This window comes from Suilimivivens aceti (genome assembly GCF_025567405.1).
GTDB lineage: Bacteria > Bacillota > Clostridia > Lachnospirales > Lachnospiraceae > Suilimivivens > Suilimivivens aceti.
Genome location: NZ_JAOQKJ010000016.1, coordinates 1 through 20535, shown reverse-complemented (window position 1 = coordinate 20535; position 20535 = coordinate 1). Strand labels below are relative to the sequence as shown.

18 protein-coding genes are annotated in these 20535 nt (G+C 46.8%); 15 read left to right on the top strand and 3 right to left on the bottom strand.

Going from position 1 to position 20535, the window contains the following annotated elements; genetic code table 11:
* Positions 1-22: 22 nt before the first annotated feature.
* Positions 23-1846, bottom strand: coding sequence for a DUF6020 family protein (locus OCV77_RS14670; RefSeq protein ID WP_262575756.1), 1824 nt, complete (start codon positions 1844-1846; stop codon positions 23-25).
* A 108-nt stretch (positions 1847-1954) separates the two neighbouring features.
* Between OCV77_RS14670 and OCV77_RS14665 the strand changes: the two genes are divergently transcribed.
* The 7 genes from OCV77_RS14665 to OCV77_RS14635 all read left to right on the top strand — a co-directional run bounded on the left by OCV77_RS14665 (position 1955) and on the right by OCV77_RS14635 (position 9463).
* Complete coding sequence (locus OCV77_RS14665) at positions 1955-2962, top strand: glycosyltransferase family 2 protein (RefSeq protein WP_262575755.1); 1008 nt, start codon at positions 1955-1957, stop codon at positions 2960-2962.
* 1 nt (position 2963) lies between these two features.
* Positions 2964-4019 (top strand): histidinol-phosphate transaminase, encoded by a 1056-nt coding sequence (gene hisC / locus OCV77_RS14660; protein ID WP_118799230.1) that lies wholly within the window; start codon positions 2964-2966, stop codon positions 4017-4019.
* 14 nt (positions 4020-4033) lie between these two features.
* On the top strand, positions 4034-4879 hold the full coding sequence (locus tag OCV77_RS14655; protein WP_262575753.1) for a DUF368 domain-containing protein: 846 nt from the start codon (positions 4034-4036) through the stop codon (positions 4877-4879).
* 24 nt (positions 4880-4903) lie between these two features.
* Positions 4904-5809 (top strand): class I SAM-dependent DNA methyltransferase, encoded by a 906-nt coding sequence (locus OCV77_RS14650; protein ID WP_262575799.1) that lies wholly within the window; start codon positions 4904-4906, stop codon positions 5807-5809.
* The gene (gene hslO / locus OCV77_RS14645; protein WP_262575752.1) at positions 5806-6684 is read left to right on the top strand and encodes an Hsp33 family molecular chaperone HslO; all 879 of its coding nucleotides are present in this window, start codon (positions 5806-5808) and stop codon (positions 6682-6684) included. The genes OCV77_RS14650 and hslO overlap by 4 nt, the downstream gene beginning before the upstream one ends.
* A 10-nt stretch (positions 6685-6694) precedes the next feature.
* Positions 6695-8641 carry an NAD(+) synthase gene (locus OCV77_RS14640; protein ID WP_262575751.1) on the top strand — a complete coding sequence of 649 codons (1947 nt, stop codon included), beginning with the start codon at positions 6695-6697 and terminating at the stop codon, positions 8639-8641.
* A 78-nt stretch (positions 8642-8719) separates the two neighbouring features.
* Positions 8720-9463: a LuxR C-terminal-related transcriptional regulator gene (locus tag OCV77_RS14635; RefSeq protein ID WP_262575750.1), complete on the top strand. Its 744-nt coding sequence runs from the start codon at positions 8720-8722 to the stop codon at positions 9461-9463.
* 73 nt (positions 9464-9536) lie between these two features.
* Here OCV77_RS14635 and OCV77_RS14630 read toward each other — a convergent pair whose 3' ends face one another.
* Positions 9537-10019, bottom strand: coding sequence for a hypothetical protein (locus OCV77_RS14630; protein WP_262575748.1), 483 nt, complete (start codon positions 10017-10019; stop codon positions 9537-9539).
* Between the two features lie 157 nt (positions 10020-10176).
* Between OCV77_RS14630 and glnA the strand changes: the two genes are divergently transcribed.
* The 6 genes from glnA (at position 10177) to OCV77_RS14600 (ending at position 17334) form a co-directional block, all read left to right on the top strand.
* Positions 10177-11511 (top strand): type I glutamate--ammonia ligase, encoded by a 1335-nt coding sequence (gene glnA / locus OCV77_RS14625; protein WP_118799236.1) that lies wholly within the window; start codon positions 10177-10179, stop codon positions 11509-11511.
* Between the two features lie 29 nt (positions 11512-11540).
* Entirely contained in the window at positions 11541-12092 is a 552-nt protein-coding gene (locus OCV77_RS14620; protein ID WP_118799237.1) for an ANTAR domain-containing response regulator, read from the top strand.
* A gap of 70 nt (positions 12093-12162) precedes the next feature.
* Positions 12163-13311, top strand: coding sequence for an aldo/keto reductase (locus OCV77_RS14615; RefSeq protein ID WP_262575746.1), 1149 nt, complete (start codon positions 12163-12165; stop codon positions 13309-13311).
* Positions 13312-13437: 126 nt separating this feature from the next.
* Positions 13438-15150: a Na/Pi cotransporter family protein gene (locus tag OCV77_RS14610; protein ID WP_262575744.1), complete on the top strand. Its 1713-nt coding sequence runs from the start codon at positions 13438-13440 to the stop codon at positions 15148-15150.
* A gap of 97 nt (positions 15151-15247) precedes the next feature.
* The gene (gene dapF, locus OCV77_RS14605) at positions 15248-16096 is read left to right on the top strand and encodes a diaminopimelate epimerase (protein ID WP_262575742.1); all 849 of its coding nucleotides are present in this window, start codon (positions 15248-15250) and stop codon (positions 16094-16096) included.
* 23 nt (positions 16097-16119) lie between these two features.
* A complete protein-coding gene (locus tag OCV77_RS14600; RefSeq protein WP_262575740.1) occupies positions 16120-17334 on the top strand; it encodes an LL-diaminopimelate aminotransferase in 1215 nt (404 codons plus the stop codon).
* Between the two features lie 152 nt (positions 17335-17486).
* On the opposite strand, the gene OCV77_RS14595 is transcribed toward OCV77_RS14600, so the two are convergent.
* Positions 17487-17879, bottom strand: a complete 393-nt coding sequence (locus OCV77_RS14595) for a DUF5684 domain-containing protein (RefSeq protein WP_262575738.1) — start codon at positions 17877-17879, stop codon at positions 17487-17489.
* 560 nt (positions 17880-18439) lie between these two features.
* Between OCV77_RS14595 and OCV77_RS14590 the strand changes: the two genes are divergently transcribed.
* Together OCV77_RS14590 and OCV77_RS14585 are read left to right on the top strand one after the other, a co-directional pair.
* Positions 18440-18715: a carbon storage regulator gene (locus OCV77_RS14590; protein WP_118799729.1), complete on the top strand. Its 276-nt coding sequence runs from the start codon at positions 18440-18442 to the stop codon at positions 18713-18715.
* Between the two features lie 151 nt (positions 18716-18866).
* Positions 18867-20246, top strand: a complete 1380-nt coding sequence (locus OCV77_RS14585) for a flagellin N-terminal helical domain-containing protein (protein ID WP_262575735.1) — start codon at positions 18867-18869, stop codon at positions 20244-20246.
* The last annotated feature ends 289 nt before the right edge of the window (positions 20247-20535 follow it).

Genomic DNA, 20535 nt, shown 5'->3' with positions numbered 1-20535 from the left:
ACAGCACTGCAGAAGGATTTCCTTAATGCTCTGACATTTCCAGTACAGCAGTCATCAGATAGAATGGCAGTGAAAATACCATGAAATAAACATAGCGGAATTCGGTGGCCACGGGAGTGGCGATCATGACCGTGAGATAGAGGGCAAAGCTTGGCAGGTAATAGACGAGCTTTGCTTTTTCTTTTCTTACAAAGGCATTGCTGATAGAAAAGAGCATAGCCCAGAAGATGACACCCATACTCCAGAGGAGACTGTAGATGGGAACCATGCTGCCCATTTTGATAGCAATCTCCTTTCCTTTTACGACAAAGGGACCGCCGATCAGCGGTGTATGGGAGACACCAAACTGGGTGGCACTGACACCTTCTGCTTCTGCTACCAGATAGAAGGAATCGGGATACCAGTAGCCATAGGTCTGATTGACATAAGCCTGAATGTAATCACCGGGATAAGCAGCGAAAAGACGCAGGTACAGGTTCAGAAATTCTGACTTATGGCTCGTCAGATAGCTCTGGTCTCCGGCACGTACCAGCTCTTTGATATTGTCGGCATAGGTAGGATTGTAAAGCTCCTTGATATATGTCAGGTCTACTACATGCTCGATCAGGTCAAGATCCTCTGGAGCAATCTCTCTGTCATTGCAGATCACGGCAGCGATCTGCTGGACAGGTATGGAGCAGGATTCAATGAAATCCGGCTGGATCACATGGGCAGCATTTATAACGGGATATTTGATGACTGCTGAGGTCAATACGATAACTGCCAGACAGGGATAGAGCTTCAGTGCCTTTTTCCTGTAATAGATCAGAAGGAAGGGAAGGGCGAATAAAAAGCCATACCAGCCGTTGGAACGGAACAGGCAGAGCATCAGCCCGGAAAGCGTGAATGTGACAAGCTCCCTTATTGTGATCTGTCTGGAGATGCGGAGCAGGCAGCAGCTGAAGATAAGCACAGCTCCCGCAAAAGGGATATCCTTCCAGATTGTTACGGAAAAGACAGCATGATAGGGAACAAGGGCATAAAAGAGTGTGATGAAAAACAGGATCAGGGAACGTACCCTAAACTGCTTCAGTGTGCGGATCAGATAGGCTGCCGCAAAAGCGAGAAAGCACATCTGCGCAAAAGTATAAAAGGAGATAGCGATCACTTTGTTATTTGTAAAGAGAAGGCCAATCTGGTAGAAAAATTTTATGGTCAGGGTGTGCGCAAGTGGATGGTGATTGCTGTAAGGGACAAGTTCCAGGATCTGCTCATACTGATTGATGCTGTCTGGTGTCATGATACCTGGATATTGATAAAGAAAATAGGGAAGCCAGCAGAGCAGACAAAGGAAGAAGCTGCAAAGACCGGTTTTTCTGCGGTACAGCTCCTGAAGAAAATTGACTGTCCTGGTTAAACGTGGAAAACGGCAGGAAAAGAGTCTGCCGGTATGGTCGTTTTCAAACAGATAATAACGCAGCATTTCCCGGTTGCAGGAATACGAATAGAGGAACAGCAGCAGCTCGTAAAAAAGAATGGTAAAGCCGGCAAATACAGAAAGCAGGATGATACCCTGGTAGAGCCGGCTTGTAAGCTGCTCGATATAGTGGTGCCCATCCACCAGCATATACATCAGAGAAAACATCAGGGAAAGGATCAGTGCATTCCGTGCGGCAGGCAGAGAGCTCATGAAGGGCATATCCTTGATCCGGTGGTGGATCCGCCTGTATAGGAAGAAAGAAAGTAAAAAGAAAACACCGGTCAGAATATTGCCGGGCTCCAGCCTGGCAGCCTTCATCAGCGCCCATGTGGTAAGGAAGCTTTCCAGTATATGAATAAGTAATCTTACATTTCTGCTGACCTTCATGAATAACTCCTGTTCTCTTGCGGAATTTTATGCTATACTAAATTGATTATCCTCTTTCCTATCATAGAAAAAAGAGGGTGAACTGTCAACCAACAAAAGGAAAACAATATGCCAACGATCAGCCTTTGTATGATTGTAAAAAATGAAGAGAAGCATCTGGCAAGGTGCCTTGATACTGTCCGGGATCTGATGGATGAGATCATTATTGTAGATACCGGCTCTGTAGACCGGACAAAGGAGATCGCAGCCAGGTATACGGACAGGATCTACGACTTTGCCTGGATCGATGATTTTTCGGCGGCCAGAAACTTCGCTTTTTCCATGGCAGGCTGTGATTATATCTATAGCGCAGATGCTGATGAGGTTCTGGATGAGGAAAACCATGAGAAATTCCGTCTGCTGAAGGAAAATCTGCTTCCTGAGATTGAGATCGTACAGATGTACTACGGCAATCAGCTTGCCTTTGGAACAGTTTACAACTTTGACAGGGAACTGCGTCCAAAGCTTTTTAAAAGGCTTCGGACATTTCAGTATGAGGATCCGATCCATGAGATTGTGCGTACCATGCCGGTGATCTATGACAGCGATATTGAGATCACCCATAAGCCCCACGAAAGCCATGCAGAGAGAGATCTTGCCGCTTTCCGGAGACTGACAGAGAAGGGGACGATCAGTGACAGGCTTCTTTCCATGTATGCCAGGGAGCTGTATCTGTCGGGAACAGAAGAGGATCTTCTGCTTTCTGAGGATTATTTTACAGAAAGAGCAGACAGCGGGGAGCTGGAGCTTTATCATTTAAAGGAAGCAGTCTGTGTGATCGTAAGGGCGGCAAGGCTCCGGGGAGATTACCTGAAAATGTACCGGTATGCCATGAAGGATATTGCCAGCGAGGGTGTCAGTGAGGTATGCTGTGAACTGGGAAATTACTATGAACAGGCGGGACTTCTGACAGAGGCTGTTATCTGGTATTATAATGCCTGCCATGAGACGGGGGCGATCCTCAATATCCGTATGCAGAAGCAATTCCCCCTGGAAAAGCTGGCAGAATGCTATGAAAGGCTTGGAAATCAGGAGCTTGCAGATCAATATAGAAAAGAAGCGCAGGAGGAAGAATAACATGGGCTTTGAACAGAATATCAGAAAGGTAGAACCTTATGTGGCAGGGGAACAGCCAAAGAATCCCGGTGTCATCAAACTCAATACCAATGAATGTCCATATCCCCCGTCTCCTCTGGTAAAAGAGGCAGAAGGAAAGATCGACTATGAAAAACTCCGGTTGTATCCGGATATGAATGCAGAAAAGCTGGTAGATGCCCTTGCAGAGTATTATCAGGTAAAGCCCTCGCAGGTGTTTGTGGGTGTGGGAAGTGACGATGTACTTTCCATGGCCTTCCTTACCTTTTTTAACGGCAGTCTTCCGGTGCTGTTCCCTGATATCACCTATTCCTTTTATGATGTCTGGGCAGATCTGTACAGGATCCCCTATAAGACATGCCCTCTGACAGAGGACTTCCATATCAGGAAGGAGGATTATCTGGTACCAAATGGTGGTATCATTTTCCCAAATCCCAACGCGCCGACAGGTGTCCTTGAGGAGGTTTCCATGATTGAGGAGATCATAAGAGCCAATCAGGATGTGGTCGTGATCATTGACGAAGCCTATATTGATTTTGGAGGGGAAAGCGTCCTCCCCCTGATCGATAAATATGAAAATCTTCTGGTTGTGCAGACCTTTTCCAAGTCAAGAGCCATGGCCGGTATGAGAATCGGCTATGCCATGGGAAATGAGAAGCTGATCAGGTATCTGAAGGATGCAAAATTTTCCTTCAATTCCTATACGATGAACCTGCCGTCTATCGAAATGGGGACGGCAGCAGTAAAGGATGATGCGTATTTTAAAGAAACAACAGGCAAGATCATAGCAACCAGAGAGCGTGTGAAAAAGGAAATGAAGAAGCTGGGCTTTTTCTTTACAGATTCCATGAGCAATTTTCTGTTTGCCGGCCATGAAAATGTACCGGCGGGAGAGCTGTTCCGGGCACTGAAAGAAAATGACATATATGTCAGATACTGGAACAAGGACAGGATCAGCAACCGTCTGCGTATCACTATCGGTACAGATGAACAGATGGATCGTTTCCTGGAATTTTTAAGAAGCTATCTGAACAACTAAGGAGGAAGTAATCTATGTTTAAGAATTTTTTAAAGGGAATGGTAATGGGACTTGCCAATATCATCCCAGGTGTCAGTGGAGGAACCCTTGCGGTTTCCATGGGTATTTATGACAAGCTGATCCACTGCCTGACACATCTGTTCAGGGAATTCAAGGAAAGCATCCGCTTCGTACTGCCGATCATACTTGGTATGATCGTGGCACTGGCAGGACTGTCATTTGTGATCACTCCGGCATTTGAGCATTTCCCGCTGCAGACAAACGGACTGTTTATTGGACTCATCGTTGGCGGACTGCCGCTTATGTTCAGGAAGGTAAAGGGCAGCAGGATCAGGATCGGACACGGGATCGTGTTCCTGATCTTCTTTGCCATCGTGATCGGAATGGCCATGCTGGGTGACACGGAAGGCAAGGCGGCCGATCTAAGCTTTGGCCTTGTAAATGTACTGAAGCTGTTCGGCGTTGGCGTTATTGCATCTGCAACTATGGTGATCCCCGGGGTCAGCGGTTCCATGATGCTTCTGGTCATGGGCTATTATAATCCCATTGTGGCAACTATTAAGGAATTCGTAGAGGCACTGGTACATTTCAATATGCAGGAAATCCTGCGCTGCTGTGGCATCATGATCCCGATGGGGATCGGCGTTATTGTCGGTATTTTCGCCATTGCCAAGGTGATTGAGATTATTTTTGAGAAGTTTCCGGTCTATGCATACTATGCGATTATCGGACTGATCCTGGCATCACCCATTGCGATCCTGATGGCCTCGGAGCTTGGTGTGATCACTGTTCTTTCTGTGATCACCAGTCTTGTCACCTTCGCTGTCGGATTCGTGGTTGCCATGAAGCTTGGAGAATAAAACTGGAGAACAGAAATGGAAGAAATGGAAGCCTATACGGGGTTTGCAGAAGTATATGATACCTTTATGGATGATACACCCTATGAAGAGTGGGCGGATTTTCTGGCAGGGCTGATCGGGAAATATGGGATTTCAAGACCGGTACAGTCAGCCGGAGAGGCAGGCTGCGCGGCAGGAACAGCAGAAAGCACCGGCACAGAGCAGGAATCCGGTGCAGATCCCTCCCTCAGGGAAGCCCTTGAGGAAGAGAAAAATCTGGTGCTGGATCTTGGCTGTGGCACAGGCACACTGACGGAGCTCCTTTCACAGAAGGGCTTTGACATGATCGGTGTAGACAGCTCGGAAGAAATGCTGCAGCTTGCCATGGACAAAAAGGAAAAAACCGGAAGCAGAATCCTGTATCTCTGTCAGGATATGAGGGATCTTGACCTGTACAGTACTGTGGGAACCGTTGTCAGTGTCTGCGACAGTATAAACTATCTGCTTGAGGATGAGGATGTGGCAGATACGTTTTCACTGGTTGAGAATTATCTGTATCCGGGAGGGATCTTCATTTTTGATTTTAATACGCTTTATAAATATGAAACAGTGATCGGGGATACCACGATCGCTGAAAACCGGGATGACTGCAGCTTTATCTGGGAAAACTACTATCATGAGGAAGAGCACATCAATGAGTATGACCTGACGATCTTTGCAAGGGAGAAGAAAAACAGGGAATCCTTCCGCAGATTTCAGGAGACCCATTACCAGAGGGGATATACCCTGGAAGAAATGAAGAGCTTTGTGGAAAACAGCGGACTTTCCCTGATCCTTGTAATGGATGCGGAAACCCACAGGGAACCTACAGAAGACAGCGAACGGATCTATGTGGTGGCAGGAAAAGGGCGGAAAGCCGCGGAAGAATGTAATACAGGAGAAAACAGATGAGTGATTATATAATCAGGGCGACGGCCGCTGATGCAGGTATCAGAGCCTTTGCGGCAACAACGAAGGAGCTTGTGGAAAAAGCAAGACAGATCCACGATACCAGTCCGGTGATCACGGCAGCCCTCGGAAGGCTGCTGACAGGCGGGGTGATGATGGGAACGATGCTAAAGGGAGAAGATGACCTTTTGACTCTGCAGGTCAGCGGAGATGGACCGGTACGGGGCATGACGGTTACTGCGGGAAGCAACGGGACAGTCAAGGGATATGCAGTCGAGCCACAGGTGATGCTGCCAAAGAATGCTGCTGGAAAGCTGGATGTAGGCGGTGCAGTAGGAAGGGGAACACTGCGTGTGATCAAGGACATGGGACTGAAGGAGCCTTATGTGGGGCAGACCGCCCTGCAGACCGGTGAGATCGCTGATGACCTGACCTATTACTTCGCAGCCTCCGAACAGGTGCCTTCCAGTGTAGGACTGGGTGTTCTGATGGAGAAGAACAATACAGTGAAGCGGGCGGGTGGCTTTATCATCCAGCTGATGCCCTTTGTCGGAGAAGAAGTGATCGGAGCACTGGAAAAAAACCTGGCTGCTTTTTCTACAGTCACAACTGTGCTGGATGAAGGAAAAACACCGGAAGAAATGCTGCAGCAGCTGCTTGCAGGACTGGATCCGGTGATCACAGAGAAGGTGCCGTGCCGGTATGAATGCAGCTGCAGCAGAGAACGTATGGAGCGTGCGATCATCAGTATTGGTAAGAAGGATATCGAAGAAATGATAAATGATGGGGAAGCCATTGAGGTAAACTGTCAGTTCTGTGGAAATTCCTATCACTTTTCTGTAGAAGAGCTCAAAGAAATGCTGAAGGCAGCAAGATAAGGGTGATCATATGAAGCATGGATTTATCAAGGCGGCAGCCATTACACCGGATCTGAAGGTGGCAGACCCGGTTTATAACAGTCAGGTGATCTGTCAGAAGATAGAGGAGGCTGAGAAGGAAGGAGCAGTGCTCCTTGTTTTTCCGGAGCTTTGTATTTCCGGTTATACCTGTCATGACCTGTTCCTGCAGGAAACACTGCTTGTGGCATGCAAAGAACAGCTGCAGAAAATTGCCGGATTTACCAGAGGGAAGAACTGCATTGCTTTTGTGGGACTGCCGCTGGAAAAGGATGGGAAGCTGTATAATGTGGCGGCGGCTCTTCATGACGGTGAGGTGCTGGCACTGATCCCAAAAACATGGATCCCTTCTTATGGAGAGTTCTATGAAACAAGACAGTTTCAAAGGGGGAATGAAACGCCTGTTTTTGTAGAGCTGTTTGAAAAGCAGGTTCCGTTTGGAACGCATATTCTCCTGACTGCGGAAAATATCGGTGGGTTTACGATAGGATGTGAAATCTGTGAAGATATGTGGGTGCCTGCTTCGCCAGGTCAATCGGCGGCACTGGCTGGTGCGACTGTGATAGTCAATCTTTCGGCATCCAATGAAACCATTGGAAAAGAGGCTTACAGAAGACTGCTTGTGAGATCAGAGAGCGCAAGGTTCCTTGCCGGTTATATTTATGCCAGTGCAGGGGAGGGAGAATCGACACAGGATCTTGTCTTCGGGGGACATGACCTGATCACAGAAAATGGAACCGTGCTGGCAGAAAGCAGAAGGTTTCAGAATGAAATAATCTATGGAGATATTGATATCCACAGGCTTTCCATGGAACGCCGCCGGATGAATACCTTTGCTTTGGAGAAAAGCAGTGATTATCTGACCGTGGGCTTTTGGCTAAAAATAGAAGAAACAAGACTGACAAGAAGCTTTGCACGACAGCCTTTTGTTCCGTCAGACAGGAAGGAAAGGGAAGAACGCTGCAATGAGATTCTTATGATCCAGTCCATGGGACTGAAAAAGCGTTTTGCCCATACCGGCTGTCAGAAGGCAGTCATTGGTATTTCCGGTGGCCTGGACTCCACACTGGCATTGCTTGTGACCGTAAGGGCATTTGATATGCTGGGGATTCCCAGGGGAAATATTTATGCAGTGACCATGCCGTGCTTTGGCACCACAGACAGAACCTATGATAATGCCTGTAAGCTGACAAAAACGCTTGGAGCCACACTGGAAGAGATCGATATCAGGGAAGCAGTCACGATCCATTTCAGGGATATCAGGCAGGATATGGAGAACCATAACGTTACTTATGAAAACGGACAGGCACGGGAGAGAACCCAGATCCTGATGGATATTGCCAACAGGGAGAATGCACTTGTGATCGGAACCGGAGATATGTCGGAGCTTGCGCTTGGATGGGCAACCTACAATGGAGATCACATGTCCATGTACGGTGTGAATGCCGGTGTGCCAAAGACACTGGTGAGACATCTGGTGGCTTATTATGCAGATACCTGTGAAAATGAAACCCTGTCGGCAGTTCTCCGGGACGTGCTGGATACACCGGTCAGCCCGGAACTCCTGCCTCCCGTTGAGGGAAAGATTTCCCAGAAGACGGAAGATCTGGTAGGACCCTATGAGCTTCATGATTTCTTCCTATATTATATGCTGAGGTGCGGCTTTGAACCGGAAAAGATCTACCGGATTGCCAGGAAGACCTTTACAGGTGTCTATGAGGACGAAGTGATCCTGAAGTGGTTAAAGACCTTTTACCGGAGATTTTTTGCACAGCAGTTCAAACGCTCCTGCCTGCCGGACGGTCCAAAGGTCGGAAGCGTGGCACTTTCACCAAGAGGAGATCTGCGGATGCCCTCTGATGCCAGTGCAGCCTGCTGGCTTGCCGAGGTGGAGAAGCTTCAGCAGACTTGCAAAATAAAAGAAAATGATATATTATGATATCAGTGATTGCAAAGAAGCAGTATCCTTACGTGGAGACTGCTTTTTTTCTTTATTTGAAGGACAGGGGGAAAGGGTATGAAAAATCCTGAAAACAGTGATTTCCTGGTTCTGAACAGAATGATCTACCGGATCTATACGACTGAGGATGAAAAGACGATGCGCATAGATCTTCTCGAACAGATGAAAATGCTTGTAGATTTTGACGCAGCAGACTTTTATCTGGCAGGAGAGGGAAAAGAGGTACTGGAGGATCCTGCCCTGTATAACTGCGAAGGTACAGCTTCGGAATTTGTTGATATGGCGCCCTTTAAGAAGCTTATGGAAGGGGGAAAGAGCCTTGTGATCCGGGAAACAGATCTGGTCGCGGAGGAGAAAAGGCAGGAAAGCCTGTATTACAAAAAGGTATACCGGCCGGGAAACTGGAATTATTCCCTGCTGATGGTGCTTGCCAGCGAAAAACAGTTTCTTGGTATCATGACACTATACCGTTCCATAGGGAAGGACAATTTTGACTATGATGATATTTTCCTGCTGGATATGCTGAAGGATCATCTGTCATACCGTTTATACAGGGACAGACAGCTGCGTCTTTATGAACCTCATAAATATACGATCGTGGAAGCTACAAGGGAATTTGGCCTGACTGGCAGGGAGGAAATGGTTCTCCAGTGTATCATGGAAGGGAAGGATAAGGAAGAGATCTGTGAGGAGCTGTCGATCAGCATCAACACATTTAAAAAGCATTCTCTCAATATTTACAGAAAGCTGCAGGTAAATAACAGAGTGCAGCTTTTCAAGAAGGTGCTGGAAAGAGAATGAAAATAGCAGGTCAGGACAGGGAGCGGCTGTAAAGGGAATATGGCCGCTCTCTCTGATCTGTACAGATACCCTGTCACCTGCTGCCGGAGCCGGCAGGATCCTCAGAGGCAGACGGTGAAGGAGAGGCTTTCTGCAGGGAAGCTTTAATCGCGTTTAAAAGCACGGTGGAGGTATATTTATTATCATCGGCATAGGTAATATTTTCCAGAGACTGGGTTTTCAGTATTTTCTCTGCCAGATCATCAAAGACAGGCTCGATCAGGGGGAACATGGTCGTAACGGCTTCGTCCAGATTGACGATCTGGATATCATTGATATTGTTCTCATCAACCGTGACCTCTACATCCACAACATTATCATTGATGATCAGTGAGGTAGTATAGACACCGGGAACATAGGCAGCGGTATTTGCTGAAGCGGATGTTTCCTTTGCTGTAGTCTTTGGCAGGAACATGACGATCATCAGGATCAGGAACAGGATGCCAAGGACAACAAAAATACCTGTATATATTAATTCTTTCAGATGCAGTACAACGATCTTTGTCTTGGAGCTCATGGATTTTCACCGGTTTTTCTCTTTTTACTATAGTATTAGTGCGGGAAAGGTTTTATTACAGAAACATCCCCTATTGACAAATAAAAAGTGCGGTTGGTATTATTTTTTTAGAATATTTTTACTTATTGAGAATCAGGAACGGTGGGAGGAATGAACCATGCATAAGCATTATACAAAGGAAGATATTATGGAGCTGGTACAGGATGAGGATGTGGAATTTATCAGGCTGCAGTTTACGGATATGTTCGGACAGATGAAGAATGTGGCGATCACAGTCAGCCAGCTCGGAAAGGCTCTGGATAACCGCTGCATGTTCGACGGTTCTTCCATTGAAGGCTTTGCCAGGATCGAGGAGGCTGACATGATCCTGTATCCGGATCTGGACACGCTTGCTATTTTTCCGTGGAGACCACAGCAGGGCAAGGTAGCAAGACTGATCTGCGATGTGAAGAGACCGGGAGGGGAGCCCTTTGAGGGGGATCCCAGATATGTGCTGAAAAGGGCTGTCAGGGAGGCAGCAGAGCTTGGGTATACCTTTGAGGTCGGACCGGAATGTGAGTTTTTCCTTTTTCATACAGATGAAAACGGACTGCCAACGACCATTACCCATGAAAAGGCAGGCTATTTTGACTTAGGACCTCTGGACCTTGGAGAGAATGCAAGAAGAGATATGGTCCTGACGCTGGAGGATATGGGATTTATCGTAGAATCCTCCCATCATGAGATAGCACCGGCGCAGCATGAGATTGATTTCCAGTATGATGAAGCACTGGCGGCTGCGGATAATATCATGACCTTCAAGCTGGCCGTCAAAACGATCGCAAAGCGTCATGGTCTTCACGCTACCTTTATGCCAAAGCCTAAATTCGGTGTGAATGGCTCGGGTATGCATATCAATATGTCTCTTGCAAAGGACGGAAAGAACATTTTCTCAGATCCCTCTGATAAAAACGGACTCAGCAGGGAGGCCTACTGGTTTATCGGCGGTATCATGAAGCATATGAAAGGAATGACAGCGATCACCAATCCCCTTGTCAATTCCTACAAGAGACTTGTGCCAGGCTATGAAGCACCTGTTTATATTGCGTGGAGCGCAACAAACAGAAGTCCGCTGATCAGGATCCCTTCTTCAAGAGGGGAACATACAAGGATCGAGCTGCGCTGCCCGGATCCGTCAGCCAATCCCTATCTTGCGCTGGCAGTCTGCCTGCGCGCCGGACTTGATGGTATCGTGAACCATATTGATCCGCCGGAAAGTGTGGACTGCAATATCTTTGATCTGACAGAGGAAGAAAGAAAGAGCCGTGGCATTGAAGCAGTGCCGGCTTCCTTAAGAGAGGCTGTCAGTGAGCTGGAGAAGGATGAACTGATCAGGGAGGTCCTTGGAGTCCATATGGCAGATAAGTACATCAGGGCGAAAAAAGAGGAATGGGAAAAGTATACCGCACAGGTCACAGAATGGGAGATCAGCCAGTATTTAAACCAGTACTAGGAAAGCTGTGATCGAGAGGAGGTGTGCTTATGACCAGCGTGATCATCGCCCTTCCCAAGGCAGAGGTTGCACAGGGAATACGGAACCTGTTAGTCAGAAGCGGCATACCGGTAGCTGGCGTATGCACAACTGGAGCGCAGGCACTTGCACTTGCGGATGGGCTGAATTACGGAATCGTCATATGTGGTTATAAACTGGCAGATATGATTTATTCACAGCTGCATGAGGATCTGCCCTTTGGGTTTGAAATGCTGCTCATGGCTTCCCAGAATATCCTGGGAAGTGGTATTGTAGAAGAAGGGATTGTCTCGGTGATAATGCCGCTGAAGGGAAATGACCTGATCAGCACAGTTGATATGATGATCCAGGCAACAGAACGGCGGAAACGCAGACAGCGGCTGAAGCCGAAGGAACGGAACCCGGAGGAGACAGCACTGATCAGACAGGCAAAGGAGCTTCTGATGGATCGGAATCACCTGTCAGAGGAGGAGGCTCACAGATATATCCAGAAATGCAGCATGGACAGTGGCACGAATATGGTAGAAACTGCCCAGATGGTGCTGAGTATGATGCAGGTATAAGCATGATATATGGGTTTAAGGACAAAAATATATAAGAACAGAAGAAAGCAGAGAAACAGGAGAAAAGATAATGGGAGATTTCAGTAGTATTTACAGTGGAAGTAAAAAGCTTGGCTTTGGTCTGATGAGACTGCCGCTTTTAAATCCGGGTGATGCCGCAAGCATTGACCTTGAGCAGATGAAGCAGATGGTAGACACCTTTATAGAAAGAGGCTTTACCTATTTTGATACAGCGTGGATGTACTGCGCCTTCAAAAGTGAAGAGGCTGTCAGGGAAGCACTGGTAAAACGTCATGACAGAAGCACTTATACACTGGCAACCAAGCTGCATGCGGGATATCTTAAGACAAAGGAGGACCGGGACAGGATCTTTCAGGAGCAGCTCCGTAAGACAGGTGCAGATTACTTTGACTACTATCTGCTCCATGATGCGGGAGCCCACCATTATGAGATCTATAAGGAGCTGGACTGCTTTACCTGGATCGCAGAGAAAAAGAAACAGGGTCTGATCCGCCATATGGGATTTTCCTTCCATGACAATGCAGAGTTTCTTGATAAGGTACTGACAGAGCATCCGGAAATGGAATTCGTACAGCTTCAGATCAATTATATTGACTGGGACAGCGAAGGCGTGCAGTCCCGGAAATGCTATGAGGTAGCCAGAAAGCATGGCAAGCCGGTCATCGTTATGGAGCCGGTGAAGGGAGGGACACTTGCCAAGGTACCGGAAGAAGTAGAAAAGGAAATGAAGACTGTGCATCCGGACATGAGTATACCCTCCTGGGCGATCCGTTTCGCGGCAGGACTTGACAATGTCATGCTGGTGCTCAGCGGCATGAGCAGCATGGAACAGCTGCTCGACAATATCAGCTACATGGAGGACTTTAAGCCTCTGGACGATGAAGAACAACAGGTCATCAGAAGGGCAGTGGACATCATTAACAGGGATATTGCCATTCCCTGTACAGGGTGCTCCTACTGTACAGATGGCTGTCCGAAGCATATTCCGATCCCGAAATATTTTTCACTTTATAATGCAGAGATGCAGAAAACAAGGGACAAGGACTGGATTTCCCATAGAGGGTACTACAGAAATCTGACAAAGACCTTCGGGAAGGCCAGTGACTGTGTGTCCTGCAGGCAGTGTGAGCGGATCTGTCCCCAGCATCTGCCCATTGCAGAGGATCTGAAAATGGTTGCAGCAATGTTTGAAGGCTGATTTTACATAGACTTTACATAGAATTGACCTCCACTTGACTCAAACGGAAAAAAGCTCTGATATACTAAACTGGATGATACATGGATTTTACATTCTGAGGGACAGAAACCAGTTTGGAGGAGAGAGATGAGTAACACGGTACAGATTTTGTTTGGGTTGTTTGGAGGTCTTGCTGTTTTTATCTATGGCATGAACATGATGAGTGAATGCCTGCAGAAGGCGGCGGGAGAAAAAATGAAGGCCGTTCTGGCACTGCTTACGAAAAATCCGGTGCTTGGTGTACTGGCAGGCGCACTGACAACAGCAGTACTGCAGAGCAGCAGCGCTACGACAGTCATGGCGATCGGCTTTGTCAGCGCAGGCCTGATGACGCTGCCACAGGCGATCTCTATTATTTTTGGTGCGAATATCGGTACAACGATGACAGCACAGATCATAGCATTTAAGATCAGTGATTATATTTTCCTGATCATCTTTGTGGGATTTCTGATTTCCTTTCTTTCCAGATCCGAGAGAATAAAAAATATCGGCCTTACCATTTTTGCCTTTGGCCTGCTTTTCCTTGGCATAGATACTATGGGAAGTGTGATGCAGCCGCTGGCAAACAGCCCGGTGTTTACAGAGCTTTTTGACAAGGTATCGGATATACCGGTGCTTGGTGTGCTGACCGGTACGGTCATGACCCTGGTAGTACAGAGCAGTAGTGCGACGATTGCCGTTCTCCAGAACTTTGCCATTCAGCCGGGAGCTGACGGAGTGAGCAGTGTGATCGGTCTGACAGGGGCGATCCCGATCCTGCTTGGTGATAATATCGGAACTACGATCACGGCAGTGCTTGCCAGCATCGGACAGCCAAGGAATGCCAAGAGGACAGCGGCCGCGCACTGTATCTTCAATGTCAGCGGATGCCTTCTGTTTATCTGGTTTATCCGACCCTTTGCTGCCTTTATCCAGATGATCTCACCAAAGGGACCTGAGGTAGAGGTTATTTCCAGACAGATCGCCAATGCACATACCACCTTTAATATTGTGATGACTCTGATCTGGACACCACTTTTGTTCGTTATGGTGAAGCTTGTCATGAGACTGATACCGGACAAAAAGGAGGGAGAAGGAGATCCGGCGGAGCCGGTTTATCTGGATGACAGACTGATGGCGCAGCCGGCAGCCGCACTGCAGCTTGCAGCCAAGGAGATTCTCCATCTGGCTTTCCTTGTGGGGGAACAGCTTCATCTGACAACCGGTATGGTAAGAAGGAAGGAAGAAGGACGGCCGGCAGCCGGGATAGAGCAGCGTGAAAGGCTGAAGGGCTTAGGTGGTAAGATCACAGAGTATCTGTCCGGTCTGTTTTCTGCGGGTGTCCTGACAGAAGAGCAGGCGGCACAGACAGCGGGTGTTATGTATCTGCTCGGGGATGTGGAACGGATGGGAGAGCTGTGCGTGGATGTGACACTGGCGATCGAGGACAGAGATCGGAGGAAGACGAAATATTCCAAGGAAGCCATGAAGGATCTGGAAAAAAGCCTTAAGGTAATAGAAGACATGTATGGAGCGGCATTGCAGGTATTGACTACGGGAGACGAAGAGAGTGCCAGGAAGATCCGTAAGAAAAAGGAAAAGGTGCTTGATCTTGATATTGAGATGAGGAAGGGACATATGGACAGGGTCAGTAAGGGAAAATGTGCCACAGAGATGACAGGCCCCTTAAATGATATCCTCCATGCCGTTGACAGAATGGGCAACTGCTGTGTGAATATCGCAGATGCAGCCCTTGACAAGGTGGATCTGAATTATTTCAATGCCACAGGCAGTCCGGAAGAGCTTACAGCTAAAGAATAGCATTTTTTGCAAACCCTCCAGCAGAAAACATTATTTTCCTTCATATTGGGTATGGTATATAATAAAATTTGCAATGCAGGAACAGGAGGGTTTCTCTATGCTTAAATTTACGAAAATGCATGGCTGTGGAAATGACTATATTTATATCGATGGTGCCAGGGAAAGGATTCCGGCAGAGCAGAAGCCGGAGCTCGTAAGACGTCTGAGCGACAGACATTTTGGTATTGGCGGGGATGGCGTGATCTTCATCAACCCTTCTGATCAGGCGGATTTTGAAATGGAAATGTACAATATGGACGGAACCCGTGCAGAAATGTGTGGAAACGGGATCCGCTGTGTGGCCAAATATGTATATGATAAGGGACTGACGGATCAGACGCAGATCAGTGTGATCAGTGCGGGAAGGATCAAGTATCTCGATCTTCATGTAGAGAATGGCAGGGTGTCGACTGTGAAGGTCAATATGGGAGAACCTATCCTGAAGGCCTGTGAAATCCCTGTGCTTGCTGAAGATGAAAAGGGAGAGGTGATCGCAGAGCCCATAGAGATAGAGGGGAAAGCCTACCGGATGACCTGCGTATCCATGGGAAATCCCCATGCAGTTGTTTTCGTGGAGGATGTGCAGGATTTTCCGCTGGAGCAGGTTGGACCTGGGCTTGAGAAGCATCCGAGATTTCCAAAGAGGGTCAATGCCGAATTTGTAAAGATACTGGATGAGGAAACGATAGAGATGAGAGTGTGGGAAAGAGGAACCGGGGAGACGCTGGCCTGCGGAACCGGAGCCTGCGCGGCTGCTGTTGCCTGCAGCTTAAATGGTTTGACGAAAGACACGGTTACTGTTAAACTATTAGGTGGTACTTTACAGATTCAGTGGGATAAAGCAGAGAACCGTGTTTACATGACAGGACCTGCCACGACTGTATTTGAAGGTGAAATAGAAATCTAAAGATCCAGGAGGAGACAGAATACATGTTTAAAGTAAATGAAAACTACCTGAAGCTTCCGGGCAGCTATCTTTTCTCAACAGTAGGAAAGAAGCAGAGAGCCTATCAGGAAGCACATCCGGATAAAAAGGTGATCAGGCTCAGCATTGGTGATGTGACCCAGCCCCTTGTACCGGCGATCATCGAGGCACTGCATAAGGCAGTAGATGAGATGGGACATGCAGAAACCTTCAGAGGCTATGCACCTGACCTTGGTTATGAATTCCTGAGAAATGCGATCGCAGACAATGATTACAAGGCAAGAGGCTGCCAGATCTCTGCGGATGAGATCTTCGTGTCAGATGGTGCCAAGTGCGATTCAGGTAATATTCAGGAAATCTTTGGCCTTGATAACAGGATTGCCGTATGTGACCCGGTTTATCCTGTGTATGTGGATACCAATGTCATGGCGGGCAGGACCGGAACCTATGATCCGGTCAGGGAAACCTGGAGTGATGTTATTTATATGCCCTGTACAGCAGACAATAATTTCGCACCGGAGCTGCCGAAGGAAACACCGGATATCATTTATCTTTGCTTCCCCAATAATCCGACAGGCTCCACGATCACGAAGGCTCAGCTTCAGGAATGGGTTGATTATGCGAATAAGACTGGTGCAGTTATTATTTATGATGCTGCCTATGAAGCCTATATTTCAGAGGCCGATGTGCCGCATTCCATTTATGAATGTGAAGGTGCAAGAACCTGTGCCATTGAGCTTCGTTCCTTTTCCAAGAATGCAGGCTTTACCGGCGTAAGGCTTGGCTTTACTGTGATCCCGAAGGAATTAAAGAGCGGAGACGTATCCCTTCATTCTCTCTGGGCAAGAAGACATGGCACCAAGTATAACGGTGCTCCCTACATCGTGCAGCGTGCCGGCGAGGCAGTATACTCACCGGAGGGAAAGGCACAGCTGAAGGAGCAGGTTGCTTATTATATGAAGAATGCAGCTTATATCCTGAATGGCCTTAAGGAAGCCGGCTACACCGTGTCCGGTGGTGTAAATGCCCCTTATATCTGGCTGAAGGCACCAAACGGCATGACAAGCTGGGAGTTCTTTGATCATATGCTGGAGAATGCCAATGTAGTCGGGACACCCGGTTCAGGCTTTGGACCGAGCGGAGAGACCTACTTCAGACTGACTGCGTTTGGAAGCTATGAGAATACGGTAGAAGCAGTAAACCGGATAAAGGCACTGTAAGAAGCCTGAAATTTAAGAAAACAGTATGAATATACTGCCCTGATATGTAAGTACCTGCCGGGTTTCCCGGTAAAAGGAATCATATCAGGGCAGTTTTTTAGATTAAAAAAGCAGCCTGTCGTGTGACAAGCTGCTCTCCTTACCTGAGTGCGTCAGTTCTTGGCGGAAACCTGGGGACCAACGTACTCTGCACTGCCGAATCCAAGAATCAGAATGAAAATGGTGTTCAGGAATAATAAACCGAAACCAAATCCTGTGCCCTGACCGAAAGCCTTAGCTAACTTGAAGAGCATCATGATTCCAACAACAACGTTCACGCAGGGAACAAACATCAGCAGGAATAACCATCCATTTCCCCATGCGATATCATACAGACAGTATGTGTTGTAAAAGGGAATCAGGCACTTCCAGCCTGCCTTGCCAGCCTTTACAAAAAGCTTCCACATAGCAACTAAAGTAAGAACAGAAATTGCCAGAGATAAGATGACGTAAACTGCAGAAACTCCAGAAGCGGCTGCTGCATAAGCTGCATCATAACTTTCCATTAGAATATCCTCCTTCATAAGTTTTATAAAAAATTTATATGTTCTTAATGATCTTATAATACATCTAATGGCTTGTCAATTTATAAATGGTACTAGTTGGCACTTTTTTTACTTTTTTCGACAGAGATTTTCCCATGATGATTTTCCCATGATAAAGGTGAATGCAAAGGGGAATATAGTGCAGAACGAAAAGATGCAACATTTTATAATGAAATGTTGCATCTTTGCTTTGTGATTATTATTTCGGATGGTTTGCAGGAAACTTTAGAGGTGAAATGAAAAATTTTTGAAAATTATTTAGTCCTCTATTGCCAAAGTAAATTCCGGCAGCCAGATTCTGACCGGAGTGCCTTTCACAGAAGCTGCTTTCGCGCCGCATCTGCAGTAAAAAATCTGTAATTTCCTTTAAAAATATCCCTCAGTCTGGCTGAGATAATGACACATTTCATTATAAAACGTTGCATGACTGACAAATTGTTACAGAAAGCAGGGAGGCTTGGCTGGAGGCTTCAGACCCATGGAGCAGCAAAGCAGGATACCAGCAGACAGGGAGGTTAAGGATGTTAAGACTGACAGTAAGCACAGAAGAATATCTGATGATCGGTGACAACGTGAAGATCGTGTTCCTTGGCGGAACGAAGAACCATCTCCGCATCATGGTGGATGCACCGAAGGACGTGAATATCGTCAGAAGCACCGTACTGGAAAACAGGGTCACAGATCCGGAGGAGAAGGCAAAGCTTCCCAAATACTATGCCGAGCCGGAAACGGATCCCAAGTACCTGAAAAAGAAAAAGTCCAGAGTCGTCATTACCCACGGCAATCTGGAGGACTGAGCAAGGTAATAACCGGAGGCTTTGAATGCCATAAGGCAGGGCCCGTCTTTGAAGTTCGGGTTTCCGGTTACTATAAAAGCAACAAAAAGCAACTAATAGCAAAGTAACTGACGCAAACGGATTTGCGCAGAAATACAAGGAGGTAACTATTATGGTAGTACAACACAATTTAACAGCTATGAACTCTAACAGAATGTTAGGATTAACCACCACTTCTCAGGCAAAGTCCACCGAGAAACTGTCTTCCGGTTACAAGATCAACCGTGCAGCTGATGATGCAGCAGGTCTGTCCATCAGTGAGAAAATGAGAAAGCAGATCAGAGGTCTGACACAGGCTTCCCTGAATGCACAGGATGGTATCTCCGCAGTACAGACCGCTGAAGGCGCTCTGACCGAAGTACATGACATGCTGCAGAGAATGAATGAACTGGCAGTTAAGGCTTCTAACGGAACCAATTCTGAAGATGATCGTGGATACATCCAGGATGAGATTGATCAGCTGGTTAAGGAAATTGATCGTGTATCGGAGACAACCAAATTCAACGAGACCTATCTGCTGAAGGGTGACGGAACGGCTACACGTGAGGTTACTAAGATAACTCCCGCCAAGGAAGCTATTAATGTAAAAGCTGAGTATGTAGCTGGTATGGGAACCGATAAAGTAGGATTTGCCCAGAATAAGACAATAGCTGATGCAAAATGGTATAAAAAAGGTTCAATAACTGCTATTACCGAGAATGACTTTGATGAACTCTTTGAGGTTAAAAATGGAAAGGTAGTACAGAAGGAAGGTGTTGAACTGTATAAAGTTGCAGCTAATAGTACAGTCGATTTTGGTAACCAGGTAGCTGCTCAAAAAGTTGCGGATGTCGCAGATGTGCAGCAGACACTTGCGGTTAAGAGTACAAAAGTTGCTACAGATAATACTGGTGCAACTCTGATAGATGCAAAAGATTTGGCAAATCATTTTAACACGAATGGATCTATTAAAACACCGTTCTACGCGCAGAAGAGTGACGGGTCATGGGTTGAAGTTGGTGCTGATCAGGTTGACAAATTTGTAAAAGTAACACCCGGTCAGGATCAGGCTGCAGAAGTGACTGAAACAGTAGACGAGACTTATACCAAAGCCCTTACCTTATCTCTTCATGTTGGTGCAGATGGAAATGATGATAATAAGATTTCTCTTGATATCGAATCCATGAGTGCTGAAGGAATTGGTGTTAAGGGACTGGATGTAAGTACTGAGGATGCAGCTACCAAGTCTATTGAGACCTTGAAGGCTTCTATTCAGAAAGTATCCACCCAGAGATCTGCACTCGGTGCTATCCAGAACAGACTTGAGCACACCATCAACAACCTGGACAACGTAGTTGAGAATACCACCAGCGCAGAGAGCCAGATTCGTGATACCGATATGGCTACTGAGATGGTTAAGTATTCCAATAACAACATTCTGGCTCAGGCAGGTCAGGCTATGCTGGCACAGTCTAATCAGGCTAACCAGGGCGTACTTTCCTTATTACAGTAATTTCTGTAAGAGTAAAATTGCAAAGATAAGTTGTGAAGGAAAAGGCCGGTTTATCCGGTCTTTTCTTTATCTGGATATGAAATGAATACAGAAAGAGAAACAACAAAAAAATGCAACATTTTGTAATAAAATGTTTCATTATTGCTCCAGTAAATTGTTTGCAATATCCGTGTCCTGTCCGGAGAATGGACATTGGCAGCATGCCTGAAAGGAGAAAAGATTTTATGAGTACAACACAGCCGATCAAGTCAGTAAAGCAGCTGGAACAATTTAAAAAATATTATCAGGA

What these genes read in the sequence shown, in the direction of transcription:
- OCV77_RS14670 (WP_262575756.1), bottom strand. Translation starts at nt 1,846, where the DNA reads ATGAAGGTCAGCAGAAATGTAAGATTACTTATTCATATACTGGAAAGC.
- OCV77_RS14665 (WP_262575755.1), top strand. Translation starts at nt 1,955, where the DNA reads ATGCCAACGATCAGCCTTTGTATGATTGTAAAAAATGAAGAGAAGCAT.
- hisC (WP_118799230.1), top strand. Translation starts at nt 2,964, where the DNA reads ATGGGCTTTGAACAGAATATCAGAAAGGTAGAACCTTATGTGGCAGGG.
- OCV77_RS14655 (WP_262575753.1), top strand. Translation starts at nt 4,034, where the DNA reads ATGTTTAAGAATTTTTTAAAGGGAATGGTAATGGGACTTGCCAATATC.
- OCV77_RS14650 (WP_262575799.1), top strand. Translation starts at nt 4,904, where the DNA reads ATGGAAGCCTATACGGGGTTTGCAGAAGTATATGATACCTTTATGGAT.
- hslO (WP_262575752.1), top strand. Translation starts at nt 5,806, where the DNA reads ATGAGTGATTATATAATCAGGGCGACGGCCGCTGATGCAGGTATCAGA.
- OCV77_RS14640 (WP_262575751.1), top strand. Translation starts at nt 6,695, where the DNA reads ATGAAGCATGGATTTATCAAGGCGGCAGCCATTACACCGGATCTGAAG.
- OCV77_RS14635 (WP_262575750.1), top strand. Translation starts at nt 8,720, where the DNA reads ATGAAAAATCCTGAAAACAGTGATTTCCTGGTTCTGAACAGAATGATC.
- OCV77_RS14630 (WP_262575748.1), bottom strand. Translation starts at nt 10,019, where the DNA reads ATGAGCTCCAAGACAAAGATCGTTGTACTGCATCTGAAAGAATTAATA.
- glnA (WP_118799236.1), top strand. Translation starts at nt 10,177, where the DNA reads ATGCATAAGCATTATACAAAGGAAGATATTATGGAGCTGGTACAGGAT.
- OCV77_RS14620 (WP_118799237.1), top strand. Translation starts at nt 11,541, where the DNA reads ATGACCAGCGTGATCATCGCCCTTCCCAAGGCAGAGGTTGCACAGGGA.
- OCV77_RS14615 (WP_262575746.1), top strand. Translation starts at nt 12,163, where the DNA reads ATGGGAGATTTCAGTAGTATTTACAGTGGAAGTAAAAAGCTTGGCTTT.
- OCV77_RS14610 (WP_262575744.1), top strand. Translation starts at nt 13,438, where the DNA reads ATGAGTAACACGGTACAGATTTTGTTTGGGTTGTTTGGAGGTCTTGCT.
- dapF (WP_262575742.1), top strand. Translation starts at nt 15,248, where the DNA reads ATGCTTAAATTTACGAAAATGCATGGCTGTGGAAATGACTATATTTAT.
- OCV77_RS14600 (WP_262575740.1), top strand. Translation starts at nt 16,120, where the DNA reads ATGTTTAAAGTAAATGAAAACTACCTGAAGCTTCCGGGCAGCTATCTT.
- OCV77_RS14595 (WP_262575738.1), bottom strand. Translation starts at nt 17,879, where the DNA reads ATGGAAAGTTATGATGCAGCTTATGCAGCAGCCGCTTCTGGAGTTTCT.
- OCV77_RS14590 (WP_118799729.1), top strand. Translation starts at nt 18,440, where the DNA reads ATGTTAAGACTGACAGTAAGCACAGAAGAATATCTGATGATCGGTGAC.
- OCV77_RS14585 (WP_262575735.1), top strand. Translation starts at nt 18,867, where the DNA reads ATGGTAGTACAACACAATTTAACAGCTATGAACTCTAACAGAATGTTA.